This is a genomic window from Maribacter luteocoastalis, from assembly GCF_048890225.1.
Classification (GTDB): Bacteria; Bacteroidota; Bacteroidia; order Flavobacteriales; family Flavobacteriaceae; genus Maribacter; species Maribacter luteocoastalis.
The window spans coordinates 312724-335790 of record NZ_JBMFZG010000001.1 but is presented as its reverse complement, the minus strand read 5'-3'; the positions used below and the strand labels follow the sequence as shown (position 1 = coordinate 335790).

The following is a 23067-nucleotide window of genomic DNA, read 5'->3' as shown; positions in this document are numbered from 1 at the left end:
CCAAAACTTGTATTTCAACCTAAAAAGCCTTTTTTAATCTGTTTATTAACGGTTTAGGTGTTTTTTTTAGTAATATTGATTCCCCATTTTTTATTTGAGACACTGTTAAAAGTGGGCATTGCGATTTAATAATTCAAATTGCTACGTATGAAATTGAAAATTATTGCTATGGGCTTTTTTAAAACAAAGTGTATAAAATTAGCCATACGACTACTGCCCTTATTTTTCCTTTTTGGTGCTACTATACTAACAGCACAGACTGTCAATATACAAGCAACACAACCAAATGCCAATGAAACTGGACCGGCAGATGGGCAGTATTCTGTTAGTGTTACAGCTGGGGACCCCTTCTCAATATATACAATTGATTTGCAAATAGATCCGGCAAGTACCGCAATTTCAGGGGATGATTATGCTGTTTTACCAGCTTCGGTTAACATTCTAACTGACTTTTTGGGGAACGGTAGCCGAGCCTTAGATCTTAATGTGGTTGATGACGACATAGTCGAGCTAACAGAAAATGTTATACTTAACATTACGAATAGCCCAGGTTTAACCCCAGTTGCTAGTTCTGCCGAAGTTGAGATTACAAATAATGATACAGGTATCATAACGGTTGTTCTAAATATCCTAGAAGGAAATGAGGAAGGCCCCTCAAGTGCAAGCTTTAGAATTTTGTCCGATAAGCCAAATGGTACTGGGTCAACCGTGATAACAGATTATACGTTAACAGGTTCTGCTACCGTAACTACGGATTATACAGTTACTGGGAATGCTAATTTTGCAAGTAATGGCACAACAGTATTAAAGAACTTTACTATAAATCCAGTTGATGACACTTTGGTGGAAGGGACAGAAGAAGTAACCATCACCTTAAATTCAACAAATAATGCTTTGTTTACCATAGGAGCAGCTGATAATGCAACAGTAAGTATCTTAGATAACGATTATACAGCAACTATTACCGCTACGGATGCGCTGGCCAATGAAAATGGAGGTACAGGTGAGTTTACCATAGACTTGGGAGATGTAAACAATACAGGTAATGCCATTACCGTAAATTATACGATTACCGGTTCTGCGGATAATACAGATGATTATAGCACTATTGCTGGCAATGTTACAATTGCCGATGGTAATCAAACAGCGTTAGTAACCATAACTCCAGTAGATGATGATTTTTTCGAGGGTACTGAAGATATTATTTTAACACTTGCAGCTGGTACAGGTTATGAATTAGGAACGGGAGATACAGCAACAGTTTCTATCAGCGATAATGATGTTGTAGGTGTTAATGTAGCTCCAACCACAGGTACAACCACAGAAGCAGGAGGAACAGCAACTTTTGTATATACATTGACTAGCCAACCTACGGCAGATGTGGTATTAAGGATTGATCAGTATGATGGCAGTGAAACAAGTGGTCCATCAAACATTACGATTACCCCTGCCAATTGGAATACAGGTGTGTCACTGATCGTTACCGGTGAAGATGATACTATGGTAGACGGAGATATTGTTGATCCTATTCGTGTACGAATGGATAATTCCGCAGATCCTAATTATAATTCTTTGAGTGATAATGATGTTCCGGATGTGGTTGTCACTAACCTGGATGACGATGAGTTTGTAGTGTCAATGGTTACTACTGATCCCAATGCTTCCGAAAATACACCGGCGAACGATTCTGGTTCGTTCTTAATAAGTCTTAATCAAATTAATAATACAGGGGCTGTTTTAACTATTAATTTCACATTGTCTGGAAATGCGACAGAAGGTTCCGACTTTTCTAATATAAATACAAGTGTTTCTATCCCTGATGGAGGAATAGATGCAAACGTATTTATTACCCCGGTAGATGATACCATAGTAGAAAATTCTGAAACGGTAACTTTAACATTGTCATCTGGAGCAGGATATTCTGTGGACAATTCTAATGATACAGGTACGGTTACCATAGCGGATAATGATTTTACCGTAACCGTTACGGCGACAGATAATAATGCAGCTGAGAGTACACCCACAAGTGCTACGGGTGAGTTTACTATAGATTTAGGAAAACCTAACAATACAGGAGGCGCAATTACAATTAACTTTGCCATGTCTGGAGTTGCTGTTGATGGAACGGATTATACTACGGTTGGTACAAGCGCTACCATATTTAATGGGCAACAAACGGAAACTATCACCATTGTATCAATTGATGATACGATAATGGAGGGCAGCGAATCGGTGACCATAACATTGGTTGCTGGTACAGGTTATGCCTTAGGCGGTACTGCTTCTAGAACAGCAACAGTTACGATAGCGGATAATGATCAGGCTACACTATCCATTGCGGATAAGGCCATTAATGAAAATGATGTAACCGGTCTTCTAGAATTAGATGTGACTCTGGATATAGCAGTAGTTGGGGGAACTACCGTTTCGTATACTTTTTCTGATGATACGGCTACAGGAGGCGGGGTGGACTATTCTGGCAATGTAGCTCCTAACAATGTACTGACCTTTACCGGTACTGCAGGAGAGGTGCAAAGCATAGAATTCACCATTATAAACGATCAGCTTATAGAAGATACCGAAACTTTTAATGTGCAGTTAGGGTCGCCAACAAACGGTGTCCAATTAAATGATGGGAATGCTGTAGGTGCCATAAATGACGATGATAACTGTGTGGCTGCCCCAATTTTGGATCCTACTGTTTCTACATTGTTTTGTGATGTAATAGATAGGAGTCTTAATGACTATACCTCTAGTACACCACCTCCAGGGACAACATTAGTATGGAGTAGAAATTCCAACCCATTAAATGAAAATGCATATTTATTGCCATCTGAAGTTGAGAACCCGCCAAATGCCGGTTCTTTTTATGGTTTCTTTTTAGATGATAATGGTACGCCGAACAATTTTGACGATGACTGTGCAAGTGGCACTATTGCAGTTGAGATCGTATTAAATGAAACACCTACCTTAGATAGCGTTACCGATAATGAAAGATGTGGTTCTGGGACATTACTGTTGAGGGCTACTCCAAGTTCTGGGGCATCAATTAATTGGTATGATAGTGTAGATGCAGACACGCCCATTGCAGTAGGTGAGGAGTTTACTACCCCCGTGCTTAGTACTACACGCACATATTATGCAGAGGCTATAGAGAATGGTTGTGCAAGTGAAAGACAGCCAGTGATAGCAACCATTGGTTTTCAAGCTACAACAGGTGTAGCCACTAATAGTTCTATATGTAATGTGGCTACAAATGGACCAACCATTGTAGATTTGGACAATAGATTGTCAGGGGCAAGTACAGGGTTATGGGTAGTTAAGACAGATCCTTCCAATAGTATAGTGTTAACTAGTGAAAATAGCATTGATTTTACCGGATTAGCATCAGGAAATTATGTATTTACCTTTACGACCATTGGCTCTACTGCGCCATGTACAGAAGTTTCGGTAGATGTCACGATATCAGTAAGTGATTGTGAAACTGATGACGACAATGATGGTCTATTGGGTGGTCAAGAAGCTACACTGGGTACGGATCCCAATAATCCCGATACAGATGGTGACGGTATAGAAGATGGTGTTGAGGTTGGGCCAGATTTGATAAATCCTTTAGATGAGGATAATGACGGTATCATAGATGCCTTAGATTCAAATACCGATGATGCTGATAGTGATGGAGTAAATGATCAGCAAGATCCGGCTAACGAAAATCCTTGTATACCCGATAATTCCAGTGTTGATTGTCCCGTGGATTTAGAGATTGCGAAAAGTGCCAATAGGCTGGATGCTATTGCGGGAGATGAAATAGTGTTTACTGTTACCGTAAATAACTTGACAGATAAATTGGTAGTGGAGGCAGTGATAGGTGATTTTATCGAAACAGGATTTCAATATGTGTCACACACTGAGTCTACTGGTTCTTATGATGAGTTAAGTGGTCAATGGGTTATAGAGAATTTAACTGCCCTTGCAACTTCCACCTTGGAAATTACGGTTCTGGTACAGGAGGAAGGTACTTATACGAACACGGCCGAGTTGTTAAGCTCTACTCCGTTGGATGAAAATCCTGATAATGATACCGCCACGGTTACCATAGCAACAGTAGTGCCTGAAGGAATAGACTTGGCCATTACTAAATCAGTTGATAATGCAACGCCACTTGTTGGTGACCAGATTATATTCACCATTACAGTAGAAAATCAGTCTGAACTGGGCGATGTCATTAATAATATATCAGTACAAGATAGTGTTGAACCTGGTCAGGAAGCTCTTTTTGATTTTGGATCAAGTAGTGCTGATGTTGGAACCTATGATGAGGTAACAGGTATTTGGACAATTCCTTCATTGGAAGTTGGTGAGGAAAATAGTGTAACATTACAAATAATAGGAACAGTTACACGAGAAGGTACCTTCGATAATTCTGCTATTTTGGTAAATTCTTCCCCTAGGGATAGTAAACCGGATAACGACCAGAGTAAAGTAACGGTTGTTGTAGGTGTTCCAACTCCTACAGATCCAGGTTTCTTGTTTAACCAGTTTTCGCCTAATGGAGATGGCATCAATGATATGTTAACCATCAATTTAAGAAACCAAGATACCGGACTAAATGAGACTGTTGTTTATAAGATCAATATATTTGACAGGTATGGGAATTTAGTTTACACTACTGAAGAACAGCAAACTGGGAAACAAGTTTGGGATGGTACATATAAAGGTAAGGAAGTTCCAAAAGGTACTTATTTCTATATTCTAAATTACAGTATCAACAATTCAGAGCCAACAGTAGATAAAGGTTGGATACAATTGATTAGATAATACATCTATGCATAACAAGATTTTTAGTTTTAAACATATACTGATATCTAGTTTTTCACTTCTGATATCCGCTGTCTTCTTTAATGCTTATGCGCAAAAAGAACCACAGTATACCCAATATATGTACAACATAGGTAGTTTTAACCCTGCCTACGTAGGTACGGTTGAAAATGCGGAATTGGCTGCGTTATATCGGGCACAATGGATAGACATTCCAGGAGCGCCAAGAACCATTAGATTTGGTACTAACTTACCCTTGTCCAACGAAAAAATGGGATTGGGGTTTAATATAGTCAACGACCAATTGGGTCCTGTGACACAAACCTATGCGGACTTATCATATTCATATCAAGTTAATATTTCCGATGAAACAAAATTATCTTTTGGTATTGATGCAGGCGGTTCATTTCTGAATGTTGATTTTTCAAAAGGTACGTTTGAAAATCCGGGAGAACCACTGAACAATGAAACGATAAGCAATTTTTACCCAACTATTGGGGCGGGTACTTTTTTATATAGCGATCAATGGTATTTAGGGGTATCCATTCCTAATTTTCTAACTGAAGGTATTTATAATGATGAGGTGGCCACTGTGGTTGAGGATAACTTACAGTTCAATTTTATAGGTGGGTATGTTTTTAATTTGTCCGATGGTTTAAAATTTAAACCGGCATTTTTGATCAACTCCCTTAAAGGTAGTCCTATAAATTTAAATGTTTCAACTAATTTTTTAATAGCTGATGTTTTTACGGCTGGTGTATCATATAGAGTAGATAATGCTTTTAGCGGTTTGGCTGGTTTTCAGATATCGAATAGTATGTTTTTGGGGTATTCCTATGATTATAATACAAATACGTTGGGAGAATTTAATAGCGGATCACATGAAGTGATTTTGAAGTTTTATCTTGGAAAAGGGGGTAATACCAATGCCAAGAATACCGATAATAAGAATAGCAAAGGCAAGCCAAAACAAATTGATACACCTAGATTCTTTTAAAATATTGAGATATGAATTTTAGATTATTAATCGTATCGTTATTTCTGTTGCCTTTTGCCATGTTGGCTCAGGAGAAAAAATCCAAGGGGGATAATTATTTTTATGGCTATCAATATAAACAAGCCATTCAAGAGTATATAAAGGAACAAGGCAAACACCGGTTAACCAATTCTCAACTATTAAATCTTGCGGATTCTTATTTTAAGATTGGGGAATTTGAAAAGGCATCTGAATTATATATGGATGTTAATAAAAATGACACGATTATTTCTGTACATCGTTTTAATAAATTACTTCAGACCTTAACCAAAAGTTCAAACAGGGATAGGGTTCAAGCATTCCTAAGATCCAAATCACCACTATTGTCTCAAGAATTATTAGAAAATGCAGAGTTTAATTATAGCCTGTTGGATAGTGCCAATGATTTGGATGAAATTAGTATATCTAATCTTGCTGTTAATACGCCTTTAACTGACTTTTCACCTGCATTTTATAAAGAAGCCTTGTTGTTTAGTAGTAGTAGGCCTTTAAAATCCAAAGCTATATATGAACCTTCAGGAGAGTCATATTTGGAGATTTTTGAGGGAGCGATTGCGATAGATGGCGATGTAAAAACGGCTACAGCATTTGGTAAAATTCCCGTTTCTAAATTTCATAAGTCAACACCTTATTATGCAGAGGAAATAAATAGGTTTTTTTATATCCTTTCCAATACAGAGGATGGGGAAATGGCTTTTGATGATAATGGTAAAAATGCCCTGGCCATGGGCATGCTATATGATAACGGACAATTTAGGTTTTTGTTGAAAGATCTAAGTACTTCGTTTTATTACCCTTATTACGATAGTACTAGTGGGAGGCTTTATTTTGCAGCTAATTTTGAAGATAGTTATGGAGGAACAGATTTATACTATGTGATTACCAATAATGGCCAAATTATGTCAGCTCCAATAAATTTAGGTCCAAGGATTAACTCACCAGGAAATGAAATAGCGCCTTATATTTTTAATGGGAGCCTATACTTCTCATCTGATGTCTTTTATGGACTAGGTGGAATGGATGTGTATAAGTCAAATATTATTGGCAGCAATGCCTATAGTATTCCAGTAAACATTGGTAAAGGACTAAATTCCGAAGCGGATGATTTTGGCTTTATTATAAGAGGGAGCGAAAAAGATGGATTTGAAGGCTATTTTGCATCAAACAGACAAGGTGGAAAAGGTAAGGACGATATTTATCATTATACTTTAAACAAAAGTCCAGGATTAAAAACATTTGCCATTAAAGGTAAAGTGGTAAACCCAACCACCAATTCTGGAATTGATAGGGTCCAGCTAAGGTTGATAGGAAAAGAGGGAGATATCTTAAAATCGATAAATACGGATATAGAAGGCAATTATACTATGGAAATCCCTTGGGAGCCGCAAATTACTATTGAAGCAACAAAGGATAGGTATTCTACCTTTTCAGACACATATAATGAAGAGGGAATGGAAGCGGCTCAAAAATCTGCTTTTATCATGGAACTGGTGTTATTGGATGATTTAATTGCTGAAGAAGAAGGTAAAACGGTAATTGATATCGGTAAATTCTTTTTTGATAAAAATCAAAGTATTGTTAACGCACAGGTGGCTTTAGAGCTGGATAAGGCGGTTAACGCTGTAAAGCGTTTTCCAGAATTAAGACTCAGGATTGAAACCCATACGGATAGTAGGGGTGGGTCAGAGTCTAACAAAAGATTGTCTCAAAACAGGTCTGATGCCATCAAGACATACCTTTTGAAGAACGGGGTTAGCGCTTCAAATATTATTGAATCTATTGGGTATGGAGAGGAGAAAATAAAGAATAACTGTACCAATGGTAATTATTGTTTGGACTTTTTACATAAGCAGAATGAAAGAACACTTATAGAAGTTGTTAATTAACCCAAACCCTTCTTTTGCTTATTTAGACAATTCACACGCTTTACAGTCTTTAATTTCTCCGTAATAAGTGTTTCTATATTTTTGTATGGTACTTAGCGTAATTCCTAAAAGCTTTTTGTTTATATAGGTGACATTGGTGTACAGGATGCCCATGCTTTTGGTATATCTTTTTTCCTTTTTGGTTATTCTTTTTACGAACATCAACTTCATTTAAACTTTTTTGAATTAAAAACAAAGGTTCTTAATAATGTACCGGATACCAAATCCGGTTTGTTAACTATTATACAAACTTACCCTGACGTTTGTTAAAATAGTATTTAGAAAATTACTATCCAGAAATAGTAAATAGAGAATAACGATAAGAAGATTATTCCAACATAGGTGAGTAATTGAAGTCTTTTGTTGGGTCTGAATTTAAGGGGAAGGTCATCACTCATTACATTCTTAAGGTTCATATAACCTATTATTGGTGCTACTACAAAAGACACAAAAGTCGCCAAAGCTACAAGATTACCCATATTTGCAGAAAAGGCTGCGATAACAATATAATTAATACTTGCTAATATGAGCACTGTAATAGCAAAACGGAACTTTTGCTTTTTATTTCTTTTTTTTGGGAATAATAGATCAATGATGTCCAAACTTACCCGACTTACTGCATCATGTGCGGTCATACAGGTACTGAACATGGTAGCAAACGCAGATATGGCAATAAAAATATAGGCCCAAGCTCCAATGTGGGTAGTAAAAAGGACCACCACTTGATCAGCGAAGCTTACTGCATTATTGCTTAACTCCGTATTGGTCCCGTAAAGCGTAAACCAACCAATGGTCATAAAAAACAGCGCAAGGACAGCAGTGATGATATACCCAGTGTTAAATTCTTGTAAGGATGCTTTTAAAGATGGTTTCTGTTGGTTTTTCCATTTTTCAATACTCCATAAACTAACCCAGCTAGATGCTTCCACGGTGGTAGGCATCCATCCCATAAGTCCAATTAAGAAAAGTATGCCAGCTTCATTAAAAATAGGAGTAGGGGTGAAATTTGCAACAGTTTCTGTTTGGCCATTATATAAAACCAATGCCGTAGTAACCACAAGTGCTATAAAAAGGATACTTACCACAAATTTAAGGCTTAGTTCTAAAAATTTGTAGCGGCCAAAAATCAATAAGGTGCTAATTAAAATAAACAATCCTAAGGCAACCATGCCTATAGATGTTCCAGAAATCTTAAAAAGATTTATGAAAAGCCCGGCTGTCACAGTATATAGCGCAGCTAGAATTGTAAATGTAGATACCAAGGTTATAATTGTATAAAACCATAAATAACCTTTACCTCTGTTAAGATAACCTTCTATAAGTGTTTTGTCTGTTACACTGGTATATCGTACGCCAAATTCAAAAAAAGGATATTTGAAAACATTGGCCAAAACAATGGGAATAACCATAATCCAACCGTATTGGGCACCTGCTTTGGTAGAAAGTACCAAATGTGAAGTGCCTATAGCCATGCTGGCAAACAATAGACCTGGACCTAAATTTTTAATTAGAGCCTTTACGTTGGACATGAATTTGGTTTTACGTTTTTAATGGATTTAAAATTAATCATTCGATTTTAATTTTGTCCCCATAAAATTTTGGTTGTGTTCTTAAAGCCATATCTAAAAACACTTTGACCCGGGCAAAATATTCTCGCAGCTGAACCTGCATACCTGCCTTTAAGGATATATCCTCTGCATTGAAACCAATAGCGTTCAAGCCTTTATGATTTGCTATATAAATAGCCCTTTCATTATGGAATTTTTGTGATATCACTGTCAATTCATTTAGGCCAAAAACTTCTTTTGCCCTAACCATGGAATCTAATGTCCTAAAACCGGCATAGTCTAAGAAAATACGTTCTGCAGGTATTCCTTCTGCGACTAAATCTTTTTTAATGGTGCTAGGTTCATTGTAGTAAATGCTGCCATTATCACCACTTACCAGTATAAATTCAATCTTATTTGCTGTAAAAAGTTTAACGGTAGCTTTAATCCTATTATCATAATAAGGATTGGCTTGTCCGTTTTTAAGTTTTTTAGAAGTACCTAATACCAGACCTACCTTGTTTTTTTGTATTTCTGAAAGAGTACTATAAGTGCGTCCTTGGGCAAAAGAGTTAATTAAATAGTTGCAAATAATCAGTACCAGTAGGAGCCCCACAAACAAGGCTAAAATTATCTTAACTATTTTTTTTTGAATTTTCATGAACCGTATAAAGCAATTGCAAATGGTGTAACAGATTTAAAATAAATCAAGTACATGACCTAATATCCAATATAATAACAGGAAAACAAATACTGTACCTATACATCCACATTTACCCCCTCCTATTTTTTTAGCGCCATACCAAGCACCAATTATTTGAATAAGTTTTTTCATATGTTGAATTTACGGGTTTCTATAAAGAAGTTGATTGAAAATTAAATCAGATTTAAAGGAAGTAAACCAAAGCAATGTTAATCAGATATTTAGGTTTTATAGTTTAGTTTAATAGATTATCATAATTATGTAACAAATAAATTGCCCCAACTTGTTTATTCATCAATTTTTTAACGGATAAATACATATATTAATAATATTTTTATATAAACGCAAAAATATGTGTAATCGATAACAGTGTTTATTGTTTCTGCTGAGTATTGTTGGTTCCTGTAGGATCTTCATCAATGATAAAGGGAGTTATTGCATTAGACTTTGAAAATTTAGATAGGAGATAACAGTGGAATAATAAAATTATCAAGCAAAAGGAAAAGTTCAAAAAATAGTTAACAAGACAAATTTAATTTAAAAACCATGGGAAAATCAAGAAGGACATTTATTAAGAAAACCGCGTTGGCGTCAGGTGGAATAGTGCTAGGTGCCAATGCAATGAGTGCCAGTAGTTATAGAAAAATAATAGGCGCAAATGATCGTGTGCTTGTTGGAATAGCTGGTTTTTCTAATCGCTTTAAAGGAGCCTTACTACCAGCATTTAATAGTTTAAGCAAAGCTCAAAATTTTGAATTGGTAGGTGTGTCAGATATTTGGAATCGTCGACGTGATGAAGGTATGGCAAAAGTGAAAGAGGTTACAGGAAATAAAATTACGTCATGGAGGAACAATGAAGAAATGTATGATAAAAACGATATAGATGCGGTAATCATTTCTACGGCAGATTTTCAACATGCCCTACATACGGTACAAGCTGCAAATGCTAAAAAAGATGTGTATTGTGAAAAACCATTTGCCGAAACTATGGCTGATGCCCGTGTTGGGATGAAAGCAGTGAAGGATGCTGGAATAGTTTTTCAGATTGGATCTCAAAGAAGAAGTGGCTCTAATTATCATGCGGCAAATAATTATATAAAGTCGGGTAAGTTTGGAGATATTGTCATGGTTGAAATGACTTGGAATGTAAACCAGCCGGGTAGATGGCGTTTGCCTAAGTTAACGAGTGAAATTAGAGAGTCGGATGTAGATTGGAAAAGATACCAAATGAATAGACCTGAGGCTGCTTGGGATCCAAGAAAATATTTGGAATACAGACTATTTTGGCCGTATTCTTCCGGTATTCCTGGCCAATGGATGTCCCATCAAATAGATACGGTTCACTGGTTCACTGGTTTAAGTCACCCCCGTAGTGTTGCGGCCAATGGTGGTATTTATTTGTGGAAAGATGGTCGTAAGAATTTTGATACCATGTCTGCCGTTTTTGATTATGGGCCTTCAGATGATCTAACTTCCGGGTTCCAAGTTACGTACTCTTCTAGATTTACTAATTCTGCCGGTGGTACAAAGGAAATTTACTATTCCAATGGAGGTGAATTAAATTTGGACACCAACAAAGTAAGTGATAATGGTGGATTGGATGAAAGATTTGCTTCTGCCATGGGTATGGAACCTAATAAATTAACTGGTTTTAATCTTACGGATAATGCCCCTAAAGTGGTCACTTCTGCAAATACAGGTGCAGATAATATGACTACTATGCATATGTTGAATTGGATGGAATGTATACGTAGCCGTAAAACTACAAACGGTCCTATAGAAGCTGGTTATAATCATTCTATTGCAAATATTATGACTACGGCTGCTTTAAGGACAGGTCTTAAAGCAACTTTTGATGAAACTACACAAGATGTTCTTGCCAGTGGTAAAGTATTTCAATATTAGGAGTAAAGAATTATGTATAAAACACTAAGGTATTTTGGCATTGTTGTAGTGCTATTTTCCATGTCTTGCAATGAAGGTAAAAAGGTGACAGAAAATGGAGGAATTGCTCATGACATTGCAAAAAAACCAGAAATTAGCTTTGATCTGGATGAAACAAATAAAAAGGTTAATGTAAAAATTGGTAATGAACTTTTTACAAGCTATATCTATGACGGGAAGACTCCAAAACCAATTTTGTATCCCTTAATTACCAAAAGTGGGATAACCGTAACTAGAGGATTTCCTTACGAATCAAGACCAAGAGAACGGGTAGATCATCCTCACCATGTTGGGCTGTGGTTTAATTATGGAGATGTAAATGGCCTAGATTTTTGGAATAATTCTTATGCAATTCCAGAAAGTGAAAAGCACAAGTATGGCAGTATAGTACATCAAGAAATAATAGGGTTGGATAATAAAAAAGGCGCAATAAGCATAAAGGCTATATGGCAATCGCCTGATAAAACAAACCTGTTGGAGGAAACCACAAAATTTGTCTTTTCAGAAGTGGAAAATACTAGAATTATTGATAGAATTACCGTTCTAAAGGCCTTAAAAGATGTTTCTTTTAATGATAATAAAGAGGGGATGTTAGGGATAAGAGTTGCCCGAGAGTTAGAGCTGGCATCAGATAAACCAGCTGAGTTTACAGATGCTGAAGGTAATGTGACCGAAATAAAAGTGTTGGATAATGAAGGAGTTAATGGAAACTATGTCGCTAGTGGCGGTTTAACTGGAGATAATGTTTGGGGTACTAGGAACAAATGGGTGAAACTAGAAAGTTGGATAAAGGACGAACCTGTTTCAATAACAATTTTAGATAACAAGGAAAATGTTGGTTATCCTACCTATTGGCATGCTCGTGGTTATGGTCTTTTTGCTGCAAATCCACTTGGTCAGGCTATTTTTTCTGAAGGCAAAAATGTATTAAATTTTAAATTGTTAGAGGGAGAGTCTACCACTTTTAAATATCGTATTTTAATACACAGCGGTAGCTCACTTTCTAAGGAAGAGATAACTAAATCGTTTAATGAATTTAACAATCTATAGTTGAGAATAATCTAAAAGAAATGAAAAAAGTAATAGTAGTAATCATTATGTCAGTTTCGGCCATGAATTTAGTTGCCCAAATTAACGATGGGCAAATGGAAACCATATTTAATGGACAGGATTTGGACCACTGGAACATTCCCGAAGATAATATATGGTGGTCTATAGAAAATCAGGTACTATGGGCTAGAAGTGATGTGAATAAGCTGGGTTCAGCACTCTGGACCAAAAAAGAGTATACGGATTTTGTAGTCGAATTAGATTTTAAATTTGGAGAAGGAACCGTAGATACTGGTATTTTTATGCGTGGAGAAGCTAAAGAATTTGTACAAATACAAATTGGTGAATCTGGCTCGCTAAAAAGAGACATGACAGCATCACCTTATGTACCTACTTTAGGTTATCCTGTAGAAGCAAATGGAGTAGCTGAATTGTTGAAAGTTGATGATTGGAACACCATTAAAGCCGAGGTCGTAGGAGATAACTATAAAGTATGGTTAAATGGCGTAGAGGTAATGACTTATATACTTAAAAATGCAAAACCAAGTGGGCCAATTGGGCTACAATTGCATCCTGGTAAGGATATGACCGTGCAATTCAAAAATATTTCTGTAATAGAATTATAAATTTATTCATCTACACTTCTATATTTTAAAAAATTATTTTTTGTTGAATTAAAAACTTGGTTGATTAAGTCATTATTAATTGGCCATGTAAGTTTTTAGTCTTAAAAGAGGACGTAAGCTATAGTGAAAAGAAGCTAAGCCATAGTGGTCAAGAATGCTACTTAGAATGATAAAAAAATAACCCTTCTTAAGTAAAACAAAAGAAGGGTTGCTAAATAAACTAACTCAACTACAATATGTTATTGAGGGTAACCTGGGTTTTGAGGATACCCACCTAAAGTTCGGTCAATTTGATTTTGTGGTATTGGTCTTACCCTATGGTAATCTTGAATATTAGGTGATGCTTGTGGATTGTGTAATCTAGTGCGCTCCACCAATTTACCTGTTCTTGCCAAATCTAACCATCGGTGGCCTTCGCCTACCAACTCTCTTGCTCTTTCATCTAACAGAAAATCTAGATCTACATCACCAGCCGTAATCTGACTTGCACCTTCTTGTCCAGGAACCACAGCTCTCAATCGAACAATATTAATGTCTTCAGCAGCACCAGCGGCATTATTTTGTTGTAAACGCGCTTCTGCCCTAAGTAAATAAGCATCTGCTAACCTCATTAGTATAAAATCACGTTGGCCATTGACCTTTTGTCTGTCTGGTCTGGTTGCGTCAATCCACTTGTTCATAGAAGGAAAGAGCCTTTCATTATATTCATCGTTAGAATATACCAAGTATGGAACGGCATCTTGTCTACTTTGTGGCCAATCAATATCCTTTCCAGGACCGGGGATGTAGATAGCTGTATCACCGATAGCAATCGCTGCTCTTGCAGGCTCATCACCTACAGCATCTGTAGCGGGCTCGTTTTTGTTCGCATACCACACATGTTTAAAGGAAGCATCATATCTGGTGTCAACCGTTCTATCCCATAAGGTTAACATAAAGTCTGTAGGCCTATGTCTCTTCCAAGGTCTACCATTGGCGATATCCCTTGTCATACCTCTTCGTACATCATATTCATGTAGAAAATAAAGATGCCATCTATGACCAAAAGGGTCAACATCACTATCCACTTGAGATTTGGAATTAGGAACTACAAATACCATTTCACTATTTTCTTGGTTGTCAATATCCCATAAGTCTGCAAAATTTGGTAATAATTCAAAACCGTAATTATTAATAACATTACCAAATAATGTTTCTGCTCTGGAAGCATCTGTAGATTCTGCAAAACCTTGATAGCTTCGTGTTAATAATGCTTTACCCAATAAAAATTCTGCAGCTGGCTTAGTTGCCCTACCATAATCAGACTGTTCATTAGGTAAGTTGGCTATGGCAAATTCTAAATCTGGAATAATGGCTTGTGCATAAATTTCTGATTGTGCTGTTTTGTTGGCTTCAACTTCTACACCTTCAGTTTCTTCAAGACTTAGGTGTGCGTCGCCAAAAGTAGTAACCACATTAAAATAAAAGAATGCCCTTAAAAATCGTACTTCTGCTAATCGTAAGGTTTTTTGTGCCTCATCCATATCTACGTCCGGTGCACGGTTAATAATAGCATTTGCCTGATTGATACCTTTATACCAATTGTCCCAAGAATCCCTAATATAGCTTTCTGCTCCATTAAGGCCGCCATCATAAAAATTAAAAACCTTATGGCCTCCATCGGCACCATTGGTCCATATATCGGTACCAAATGTTAACATGGCAGCACCCATTTCTTGGCCATAAAATGGCTTAAAAGTGGAGTAGGTGGCTCTTACCCCATCTTCTAAACCACCTTCAGTAGTATAGTAAGAGGCCGCTGAAACATCCGTTACTAGCTCCTCTTCTAAGAATTTATCACAAGACTTTGTTGTAAAAGCCAGTGCTAAAACTATGAGTATATAAATTTTTCTGTTCATAATGTTTAAATTAACAATTTTTTTTATGATTAAAATGTTGCCTTTAATGATAGTGACCATTGCTTAGTACTTGGTACCACGCCACTGTTCAAATCAGTATTATCCTCTGAAATTTCAGGGTCATAGGTATCATAATCACTTGTAAACCATAAGTTCTGTCCGGCAAGGGAAATACGAAGTTTCTCCATACTCAATTTTTCAACTATAGTATCAGGAAGATTATACCCTAAGGATACATTTCTAAGTTTTAAGAAACTACCATCAAAATAACGAAGCGTAGATCCATTTCTTGGACTTTCCTGGTTCTCATTTGGTCTTGGATATGCGTTAGTTGGGTTATCTACAGTCCAATAATCCACATCCAAGTTATTGTATCTTCCGAAAAGGGAGTTATTACCAGCATGGAAATTAGATTGTACGGTGTGCCCTTGTCTAAATACGAAGAATACTCCCAAATCAAACCCTTTATATGAGAATTTGTTATTAAAACCACCATAAAAGTCCGGTACACCATCACCTATTATTTTTCGGTCATCTGGTGTAATAACCCCATCACCGTTTAAGTCATTTAACTTAATTTCACCAGGAACCTTATTATCAGCAGCTAAAGCGGCCGCTTCTTCATTTGCCTGCCAAATACCAATTTTTTCATAGTCATAGAACACTTGAATAGGTTGTCCAATAAACCAACCGTTTCCTATGTCGTCCTGTGGATTACCATCTGCATCCGTTAATGCCAACTCAGTAATTTCTTCATTATATGTAGAAATATTTAAGTCTACATCCCAATTAAATCCATCACCATCATTATCTATAATACCTCCGCTTACAGAAAATTCAAAACCAGTAGTTCTGGTAGAGCCTACATTTTGTAATACATTTTGGTAACCAGATGTAGAAGGTAAACTTCTTTCCAATAATAGATCTACCGTATTGGTTCTAAACCAATCAAAAGATCCAACTAGTCTATTGTTAAAGAAGCCATAATCTAAACCAATATCCAAGGTTTTAGATACCTCCCATGTTAAATCTTCATTTGGTATTTCATTTAGTCCAAAACCTAATGCTGGCGATTCTCCAAAGGCATAAACAGAGCTAGCTAGTCTACCTGCTGTTTGGTAGGGTAATACTGAGGTGTTACCAACCTCACCGTAAGAAGCTCTTAATTTCATTTCTGAAACCGGCGTATTTGCCAAGAATTCTTCTTGATCCATTCTCCAACCAGCGGATACACCAGGGAAATATTTCCATTGGTTTCCAGGTGCCAATCTAGACGACCCATCTGCACGTAATGAAGCTTGAAACAGATATTTGCCATCAAAATCATAATTTACCCTACCCATAAAGGAGGCTAGCGCCCATTCTGTTAATCCAGAATTTAGCACACCACCTTGGGTGGCAGAACCTAAATTATAGAATGATTGCGATTCATATGGAATACCGGTGACATTACCATTGTTAAATTCTATTCTAGATTTTTGAATACTTTGCAGTAGTGTTACTTTTAGATTCTGTCTATCCGTTAACGCTTTATTATACGTTAATAAATTTTCAAGGGTATACCCAAAATCATTTACATTAATAATACCAGCTCTTCCTGGGCCACCTCTGTTAGTATTGGTAAGACTACCTGCAAAAGTGCCTCTTCTCCCTATTCTAATATCTGGCCCAAACGTGGTTGTCCATTTAAGACCTTCCATAATATTGATATCTAAATAAACAGGGGCAAATATTCTGGTTTGCTGTCTTTCGTCGATATATGCTCCTTCAACCAACTCATTTAAAGGATTGGTTCTGATACCGTCGTTTGTTGGTAAGAACTTTAAATCCCCATTCTCATCATAGGGTACACCTAATGGGTTATTGGCTAAAGCTTCTCCCAAGGTAGCATTTGAACCCCAATTTTGTTCTGTTTTGGCCACTAAAAAGGAAGCGCCAATCTTGAAAATGTCATTGATTTTATGATCCACATTTACACGTCCAGAGAATCTTTCAAAATCTTGGTTACTTATGATGCCTTGCTCCTTGAAATAACCTATTGAAGTACTAAAAGTTGTGTTTTCCGACCCTCCACTTATTCCAATTTGATGATTGGTTTGCCAACCATTTCCGGTTACTAAGTCTTGGTAGTCAGTTGAGCGTCCTTGTGCTAGTGATTCTAATTCTATAGGGTCTAAGAAAACCTCTGTATCTGCTGGAATAGCTCCATTCCAGCCAACACGCCTAGACTCTCTTTTTAAATCTGCAAATTCTGCACCATTCATCATATCCACAAGTTTAGTTGCAGAAGTAACACCATAACGGCTGCTATATGTTATTTTAGTCTTTCCTACCCTGCCTCGGTTGGTTGATACTAAGATTACACCATTTGCACCCCTTGAACCATATACTGCGGTTGCAGCAGCATCTTTTAATACTTGCATAGTCGCAATATCATCGGGGTTAATATCCGCCATGGAATTTGGACCGTCTATCAATGGTATACCATCAACAACATATAAAGGGTCGTTGGATGCGCTAATCGATCGTCTACCCCTAATTCTCACCGTTGGGTTTTGACCAGGGCGACCACCAGTAGATTGGACATCTACACCAGCAATTTGCCCCTTAATAGCATCAATACTACTAGATACTTGTACAATGCTTAATTGTTCAGCAGAAACTGTTTCTATTGCACCGGTTACTTCTCCTTTTTTCTGGGTTCCATAACCTACCAAAACTACTTCATCCAATAAGGAAGCATCTGGACTTAGTTGTGCATTAACAGTGGTTCTACCATTAATTTGTACTTCGCTTTTCCCATAACCTACGTAACTAAAAATTAATGTACCATCAGAAGGCGCATTAATACTATAATTACCATCGAAATCTGCTACGGCTCCCGTCGTTGTCCCTTTTACTACAACACTGGCACCTGGTAATGGAACACCATTTTCATCCGATATGTTACCTGTTATGGTAGATTGTGGATTTTTGCTGAAACTCGTTTCCAAAATAGAATGTCCTAATAGAGGAGAGACACCTAAAAAACCAAGTACAAGAGTTAGGAGTAAACATTTTGTTTTACGCCTTAATTTTTTAATGTGTTTTTTTTTCATGTTTGTGTTGGATTAGGTTATTTATGTTAAAATCTCGTTAAACTAATATAGCAATTATATCGATTTAAACTTATTAAGACCCTAAATATGAGGCGTTTTTTTTAAAAATATGACAAAAAAACACAAAAAACATGCAATTATAAGGAAATGGGAGGCAATTTTGCGTAATCGATTACTTTTTAAAGTGTATTCAACGCTTTATTTGACCAAAATATTTTATAAAAAGTTAACCTCTTAGAACTTTTTTTACCGAGTTATGAATTAAAATGAAGCATAAATTATTCGCTCTAGAATTAAAAAACCCCAGAATAAATAAATTAGTACTCGTAATTAGTACAAGAGATTTGAGCACACTTAAATAAAGATGGTGTGTACTTTCAGCTAATTTCTAATACGCACTCATTGTATCTTATTGTTTTTACCAATAGTAGATTGGATTTATTACTAAGATACCCTTAGTTAACCCTTCTTCTGAATAGCTTTACTAAACAGTATAAATAGCACACCGCACAATAGCCAGGCTGGTAAGGTTACGAAGGAAAGAAATACATTAAATTGTACTGATATAAAATAGAACAGTCCAAAACTAATGGCCCAAGCGAACAAAACCGATTTGTTGAACTGCAAGTTTGCTTTTTCCGCATAGTCTGTTAAAATACCGGCTTGTTTATGAAAGAAATGTTCAAAAACGATAATGGCTCCAATAGGTGCTAAAATAAAACCATATAATGCCACAAAATCCAATAGTTTCATTGCAAAGGCAGGAAAAAGCCCAGCTATGGTAGCAACTGAACCTGCTAAGATAGTGACCCAAAAAGTAGAGGCTTTTGGCATAATCGCCTGAAAAGCTAGTCCAGCCCTATAAATGGTAGGGTTGGCTGTAGTCCAGCCTGCAAGTATTACGGCAATGATTCCAAATACCCCAATTGCATTATAGGCCAGTGGGCCTGGGGCCACGGTAGGAGCTTCGCCCTGTCCCAATAATGCTTGTGCTTCCGGAGTTTGCACATAAACTGCGTATAACAAAGCAGCTGCGATCCAGGCCATATAATGACCTACATACATGCCTGCCGCAGTTGTCCATCCAGAACTTGCTTTTTTGGCAAACCTAAAAACGGAAAGGTCAGACATGCCAATATGCATTGCTGCATTTGCAAACCAAGACCAAAAGAATACATGCCAAAACGTATATTTTATTTGCCCTGGAAAGGGCTCACTTCCCTCTCCCCAAATATTCCAAAAGTCAGAAAAACTACCTACTCCCAATTGTTGAAGTGCAACGATACCGCATACTAAAAATGCAAGTACGATTACCGGAGACATCCAATTGGCGGCTTTGGAAACCATATCGTACCCTTTAGAAGCAACCAAAGAAATTACTGCGCCTATAATAAGTACGATAATCACCCAAGTAGCACCGTTTGGCATGGTATCGGTTAATTTTGGCATTTCCATATCAAAAGGAATGCCTACTGCAGTTGCCGATACGGTAATCATGGCACCGGCCAAGAAACAAAATAGTACCCCATTAGCTAAATTATAAGCCACAACTAACTTAGTGCCACATATTTTTTCTAGCTGATAGTAGAGTGTCAACCTTCTTTTAACTGCAATTTCAGAAGTTAGAAATCGCCAAGAAAGAACGGCCATTAGGTTGCCTAACAACAAACCTATAATCAAATCAAAGGCACTGACTCCTGTAGTTAAAAATAATGGGCCAATGACGAATTCAGTTCCTGCGGCATGTTCACCTGCATACATACCTAAAAAGCTTTTCCAACTTTTTAACTTGGATTGTGGTACCGGTGTTCTTTCAAATTCACCGCCAGCAATGTCTTCTATTTCTTCTTCAATATTAAACTGACTCATATTTTTAGTTTTGGTTGGTTATTATTTTATCAAATGATTGGGTAAATCCTCAACATGCTCACAGCAGAGTTGGTCCATTACCTGTTTAAATTGTGTTTTCAGCATACCAATAGTGTGGTCTCCCCCTTTGTTGCCCAATGCTCCGGCACCATACATAAAAGAACGTCCCATAAAGGTAAATTTGGCCCCACAGGCCATAACCCTGGCAATGTCTGGACCGGAACGTAGGCCACTGTCTAACATGATTTCTATTTGATCACTATATGTTGCAGCTATATTCTGTAAAGTGCCGATGGTTGATTGTGCGGCATCCAATTGTCTGCCTCCATGATTGGATAGGATGATACCGTCAAATCCCATTTTAATGGCGTCCTTGGTGTCCTGTTCGGAAGCTACACCCTTTAAGACCAATTTGCCCTTCCATTTATCTCGGATAGGTTTTATTTTTTCCTCGTTCAAACGACCTGAGAAGGTCTTATCCATAAAAGCACCTAATTGTTTTAGGTTCAATCCTTCCGGAGTGTATGGTTTAAGATTTTCAAAAGTGGGCTGGCCATACTTTAAAGTGTTATAAGCCCATGTTGGTTTACCTAATATTTGAAGTATGTTGGCCAAAGTCATTTTTGGGGGCAATGCCAGTCCGTTTTTAAAATCCCTTGGGCGGAATCCAAAAGTGGGAACATCACAGAGCAAAACCAATACGGGGCACCCTGCCGCTTGGGCACGATCAATAATATCATCCCTAATGGCATCATCTACTGGATTGTATAATTGAAACCAGGCCTTACCCTCGGTTAATTCACTGGCCTTTTCAATATCCATGGTAGTAACCGTACTTAGTATAAATGGAATATTGTGTTTAAAAGCCGCCTTGGCGAGTATAGCTGGTGAATTTGGCCACATAAGCCCTTGTAAGCCTACTGGGGCAATACCAAATGGGGCATCAAACTCCATTCCCATCACCTTGGTCTTTATAGAGCTTGTGCCATAATTTTGAAGGTATCTGGGCTCTAATTGTACTTTACGAATGTCAGAAGTATTTCTGGCCAAGCTTACATCCTCATTACAGCCACCATCCAAATATTCAAAAGCAAACCTAGGTATTCTAGATTTGGCCTTGTTTCGTAAATCATCTACAGAGGGGTAATTGGAATCAAAATTTGTAGCCATGTTTTCTTATTTGGTAATAAAAGGGATGTGTTTTTTTAAGGAATAATTTTTTCTTAGGAATTTTGAATTCAGTTTGGTATCCGATATTGCAATTGCTGCTCCCAAAGCTGAACCTAATGATGAGTCGGTTGTTCTAAGCTTCATATCGTTTAAATAGTATGACAACAATTTAATATAGATATCATTATCGCTAAAGCCACCGTCTACAAATAGTTTTTTAATGTTAAGGTTTCCTTTTGCCAGTTGAATGTTCTGTACTTGAAGCTGTACAAGTTCTATCATTAGTTGATGATAGGCCTCTTCAAATGTTTTATACGGAATTTTGTTTCCGGTCAATCTGTTGGTGTTCCTTAAACTCTCCCATGTAAACATAGGTTCAAAATTATTGGAAATTTTCAGATAGAGTTGCTTGTCAAATTTTACGGTTTTATGGTAATCCATAGATACCTTAAAATAGGTTGATAGTTTTTTTACCTGAAGGCTATATTCGTTACCCAAAAATAGGCGAGTGGATTTCACCGGTTTTCCGTTAATACGCATATAATTGATACAGTCCTGTTTTACCTCAGCTTGGGTTAAGTTTCGGTTCTCAAAAGGGTTTAGTGAAATACTCCAAGTTCCTGTGGACACTAAAATAAACTTCTTTTTTGTACTGCGTACATAGGGTAAAAGTGCGGCAGAGCTATCATGAATTCCCACTCCTATTTTTATTCGCTTGCCATTGTAATTCATATTGATACTGGTTTCCGTGGAAACGATAGGAGGCAATATTGTGTTGAGGTTTTCTTTATAGATCCAAGTATGATAATCTTTTTTGCTATAGTCCCACATGGCCGTATGGCACCCAATACTCGTATACTCACTAATAGGAATACCAGTAAATATATAACTGATATATTGGGGCAGATGAAGGGAGTATTTTATTTTCTTGAATACTTCCGGTTTTGTTCTTTTTAACCAATAGAGTTGCATTCCAGAGTTGAGCATCCCAGAATTTGTAGAACCTGTTGCCGCGGCAAATTCATCTTCTGGACCATATTTGGCAAAAAAATCATCGATTATTTCCTGGTCCAAAGGTTTTGTGTAATTGTAAAGTGGAGTCAATACTTCCCCGTTTTCATCTAAATGAACCAGACTGGCGCCATAAGTGGAAAAATTTATTGCGGTAATATTATAATTTCCCTCTTTTAGGATTCGGTGAAATACCTCCTTTAACCAGTTCTGTAATGCTTCAAGATTTTCGGTTGGGTGGCCATCCTCATCGGCAATGGGTTCAAAGGAAGAATATTCCCTATAAATCTCTTGAAAATCAGCATCGAACAAGAAGAATTTCTTATTCGTTTTACCGATATCGAATATGGCTGTTACTTTATCCATTGGTTT

At 37.1% G+C, this 23067-nt stretch carries 14 protein-coding genes; 6 read left to right on the top strand and 8 right to left on the bottom strand.

What is annotated here, in order from left to right:
* Positions 1 to 147: 147 nt before the first annotated feature.
* From ACOCEA_RS01450 to ACOCEA_RS01440, 3 genes are read left to right on the top strand one after another with little or no spacing between them, the layout of a single operon-like run.
* Entirely contained in the window at positions 148 to 4818 is a 4671-nt protein-coding gene (locus ACOCEA_RS01450; RefSeq protein ID WP_420754414.1) for a Calx-beta domain-containing protein, read from the top strand.
* A gap of 7 nt (positions 4819 to 4825) precedes the next feature.
* Complete coding sequence (locus ACOCEA_RS01445; RefSeq protein ID WP_420754413.1) at positions 4826 to 5815, top strand: PorP/SprF family type IX secretion system membrane protein; 990 nt, start codon at positions 4826 to 4828, stop codon at positions 5813 to 5815.
* A gap of 11 nt (positions 5816 to 5826) precedes the next feature.
* Positions 5827 to 7740 carry an OmpA family protein gene (locus ACOCEA_RS01440; RefSeq protein WP_420754412.1) on the top strand — a complete coding sequence of 638 codons (1914 nt, stop codon included), beginning with the start codon at positions 5827 to 5829 and terminating at the stop codon, positions 7738 to 7740.
* Positions 7741 to 7758: 18 nt separating this feature from the next.
* On the opposite strand, the gene ACOCEA_RS01435 is transcribed toward ACOCEA_RS01440, so the two are convergent.
* The 3 genes from ACOCEA_RS01435 to ACOCEA_RS01425 all read right to left on the bottom strand — a co-directional run bounded on the left by ACOCEA_RS01435 (position 7759) and on the right by ACOCEA_RS01425 (position 9987).
* Positions 7759 to 7950, bottom strand: a complete 192-nt coding sequence (locus tag ACOCEA_RS01435; protein ID WP_420754411.1) for a hypothetical protein — start codon at positions 7948 to 7950, stop codon at positions 7759 to 7761.
* 107 nt (positions 7951 to 8057) lie between these two features.
* A complete protein-coding gene (locus ACOCEA_RS01430) occupies positions 8058 to 9308 on the bottom strand; it encodes an NRAMP family divalent metal transporter (RefSeq protein WP_420754410.1) in 1251 nt (416 codons plus the stop codon).
* A 37-nt stretch (positions 9309 to 9345) separates the two neighbouring features.
* On the bottom strand, positions 9346 to 9987 hold the full coding sequence (locus tag ACOCEA_RS01425; protein WP_420754409.1) for a SanA/YdcF family protein: 642 nt from the start codon (positions 9985 to 9987) through the stop codon (positions 9346 to 9348).
* 588 nt (positions 9988 to 10575) lie between these two features.
* Here ACOCEA_RS01425 and ACOCEA_RS01420 point away from each other — a divergent pair.
* Genes ACOCEA_RS01420 through ACOCEA_RS01410 form a run of 3 tightly spaced genes read left to right on the top strand, consistent with a single transcriptional unit; the run spans position 10576 to position 13649 of the window.
* Positions 10576 to 11934 (top strand): Gfo/Idh/MocA family protein, encoded by a 1359-nt coding sequence (locus ACOCEA_RS01420; RefSeq protein ID WP_420754408.1) that lies wholly within the window; start codon positions 10576 to 10578, stop codon positions 11932 to 11934.
* A 12-nt stretch (positions 11935 to 11946) separates the two neighbouring features.
* Entirely contained in the window at positions 11947 to 13023 is a 1077-nt protein-coding gene (locus ACOCEA_RS01415; protein WP_420754407.1) for a DUF6807 domain-containing protein, read from the top strand.
* 20 nt (positions 13024 to 13043) lie between these two features.
* Positions 13044 to 13649, top strand: coding sequence for a 3-keto-disaccharide hydrolase (locus tag ACOCEA_RS01410; RefSeq protein WP_420754406.1), 606 nt, complete (start codon positions 13044 to 13046; stop codon positions 13647 to 13649).
* Positions 13650 to 13888: 239 nt separating this feature from the next.
* Here the strand turns inward: ACOCEA_RS01410 and ACOCEA_RS01405 are convergent, their stop codons facing one another.
* From ACOCEA_RS01405 to ACOCEA_RS01385, 5 genes are all read right to left on the bottom strand, one after another.
* The gene (locus ACOCEA_RS01405) at positions 13889 to 15547 is read right to left on the bottom strand and encodes a RagB/SusD family nutrient uptake outer membrane protein (RefSeq protein ID WP_420754405.1); all 1659 of its coding nucleotides are present in this window, start codon (positions 15545 to 15547) and stop codon (positions 13889 to 13891) included.
* Between the two features lie 29 nt (positions 15548 to 15576).
* The gene (locus tag ACOCEA_RS01400) at positions 15577 to 18645 is read right to left on the bottom strand and encodes a SusC/RagA family TonB-linked outer membrane protein (RefSeq protein ID WP_420754404.1); all 3069 of its coding nucleotides are present in this window, start codon (positions 18643 to 18645) and stop codon (positions 15577 to 15579) included.
* Positions 18646 to 19104: 459 nt separating this feature from the next.
* Positions 19105 to 20514 carry a purine-cytosine permease family protein gene (locus tag ACOCEA_RS01395; protein ID WP_420754403.1) on the bottom strand — a complete coding sequence of 470 codons (1410 nt, stop codon included), beginning with the start codon at positions 20512 to 20514 and terminating at the stop codon, positions 19105 to 19107.
* Between the two features lie 21 nt (positions 20515 to 20535).
* Positions 20536 to 21684: an alpha-hydroxy acid oxidase gene (locus tag ACOCEA_RS01390; RefSeq protein ID WP_420754402.1), complete on the bottom strand. Its 1149-nt coding sequence runs from the start codon at positions 21682 to 21684 to the stop codon at positions 20536 to 20538.
* Between the two features lie 6 nt (positions 21685 to 21690).
* The gene (locus ACOCEA_RS01385) at positions 21691 to 23061 is read right to left on the bottom strand and encodes an FGGY-family carbohydrate kinase (protein WP_420754401.1); all 1371 of its coding nucleotides are present in this window, start codon (positions 23059 to 23061) and stop codon (positions 21691 to 21693) included.
* Positions 23062 to 23067 lie beyond the last annotated feature (6 nt).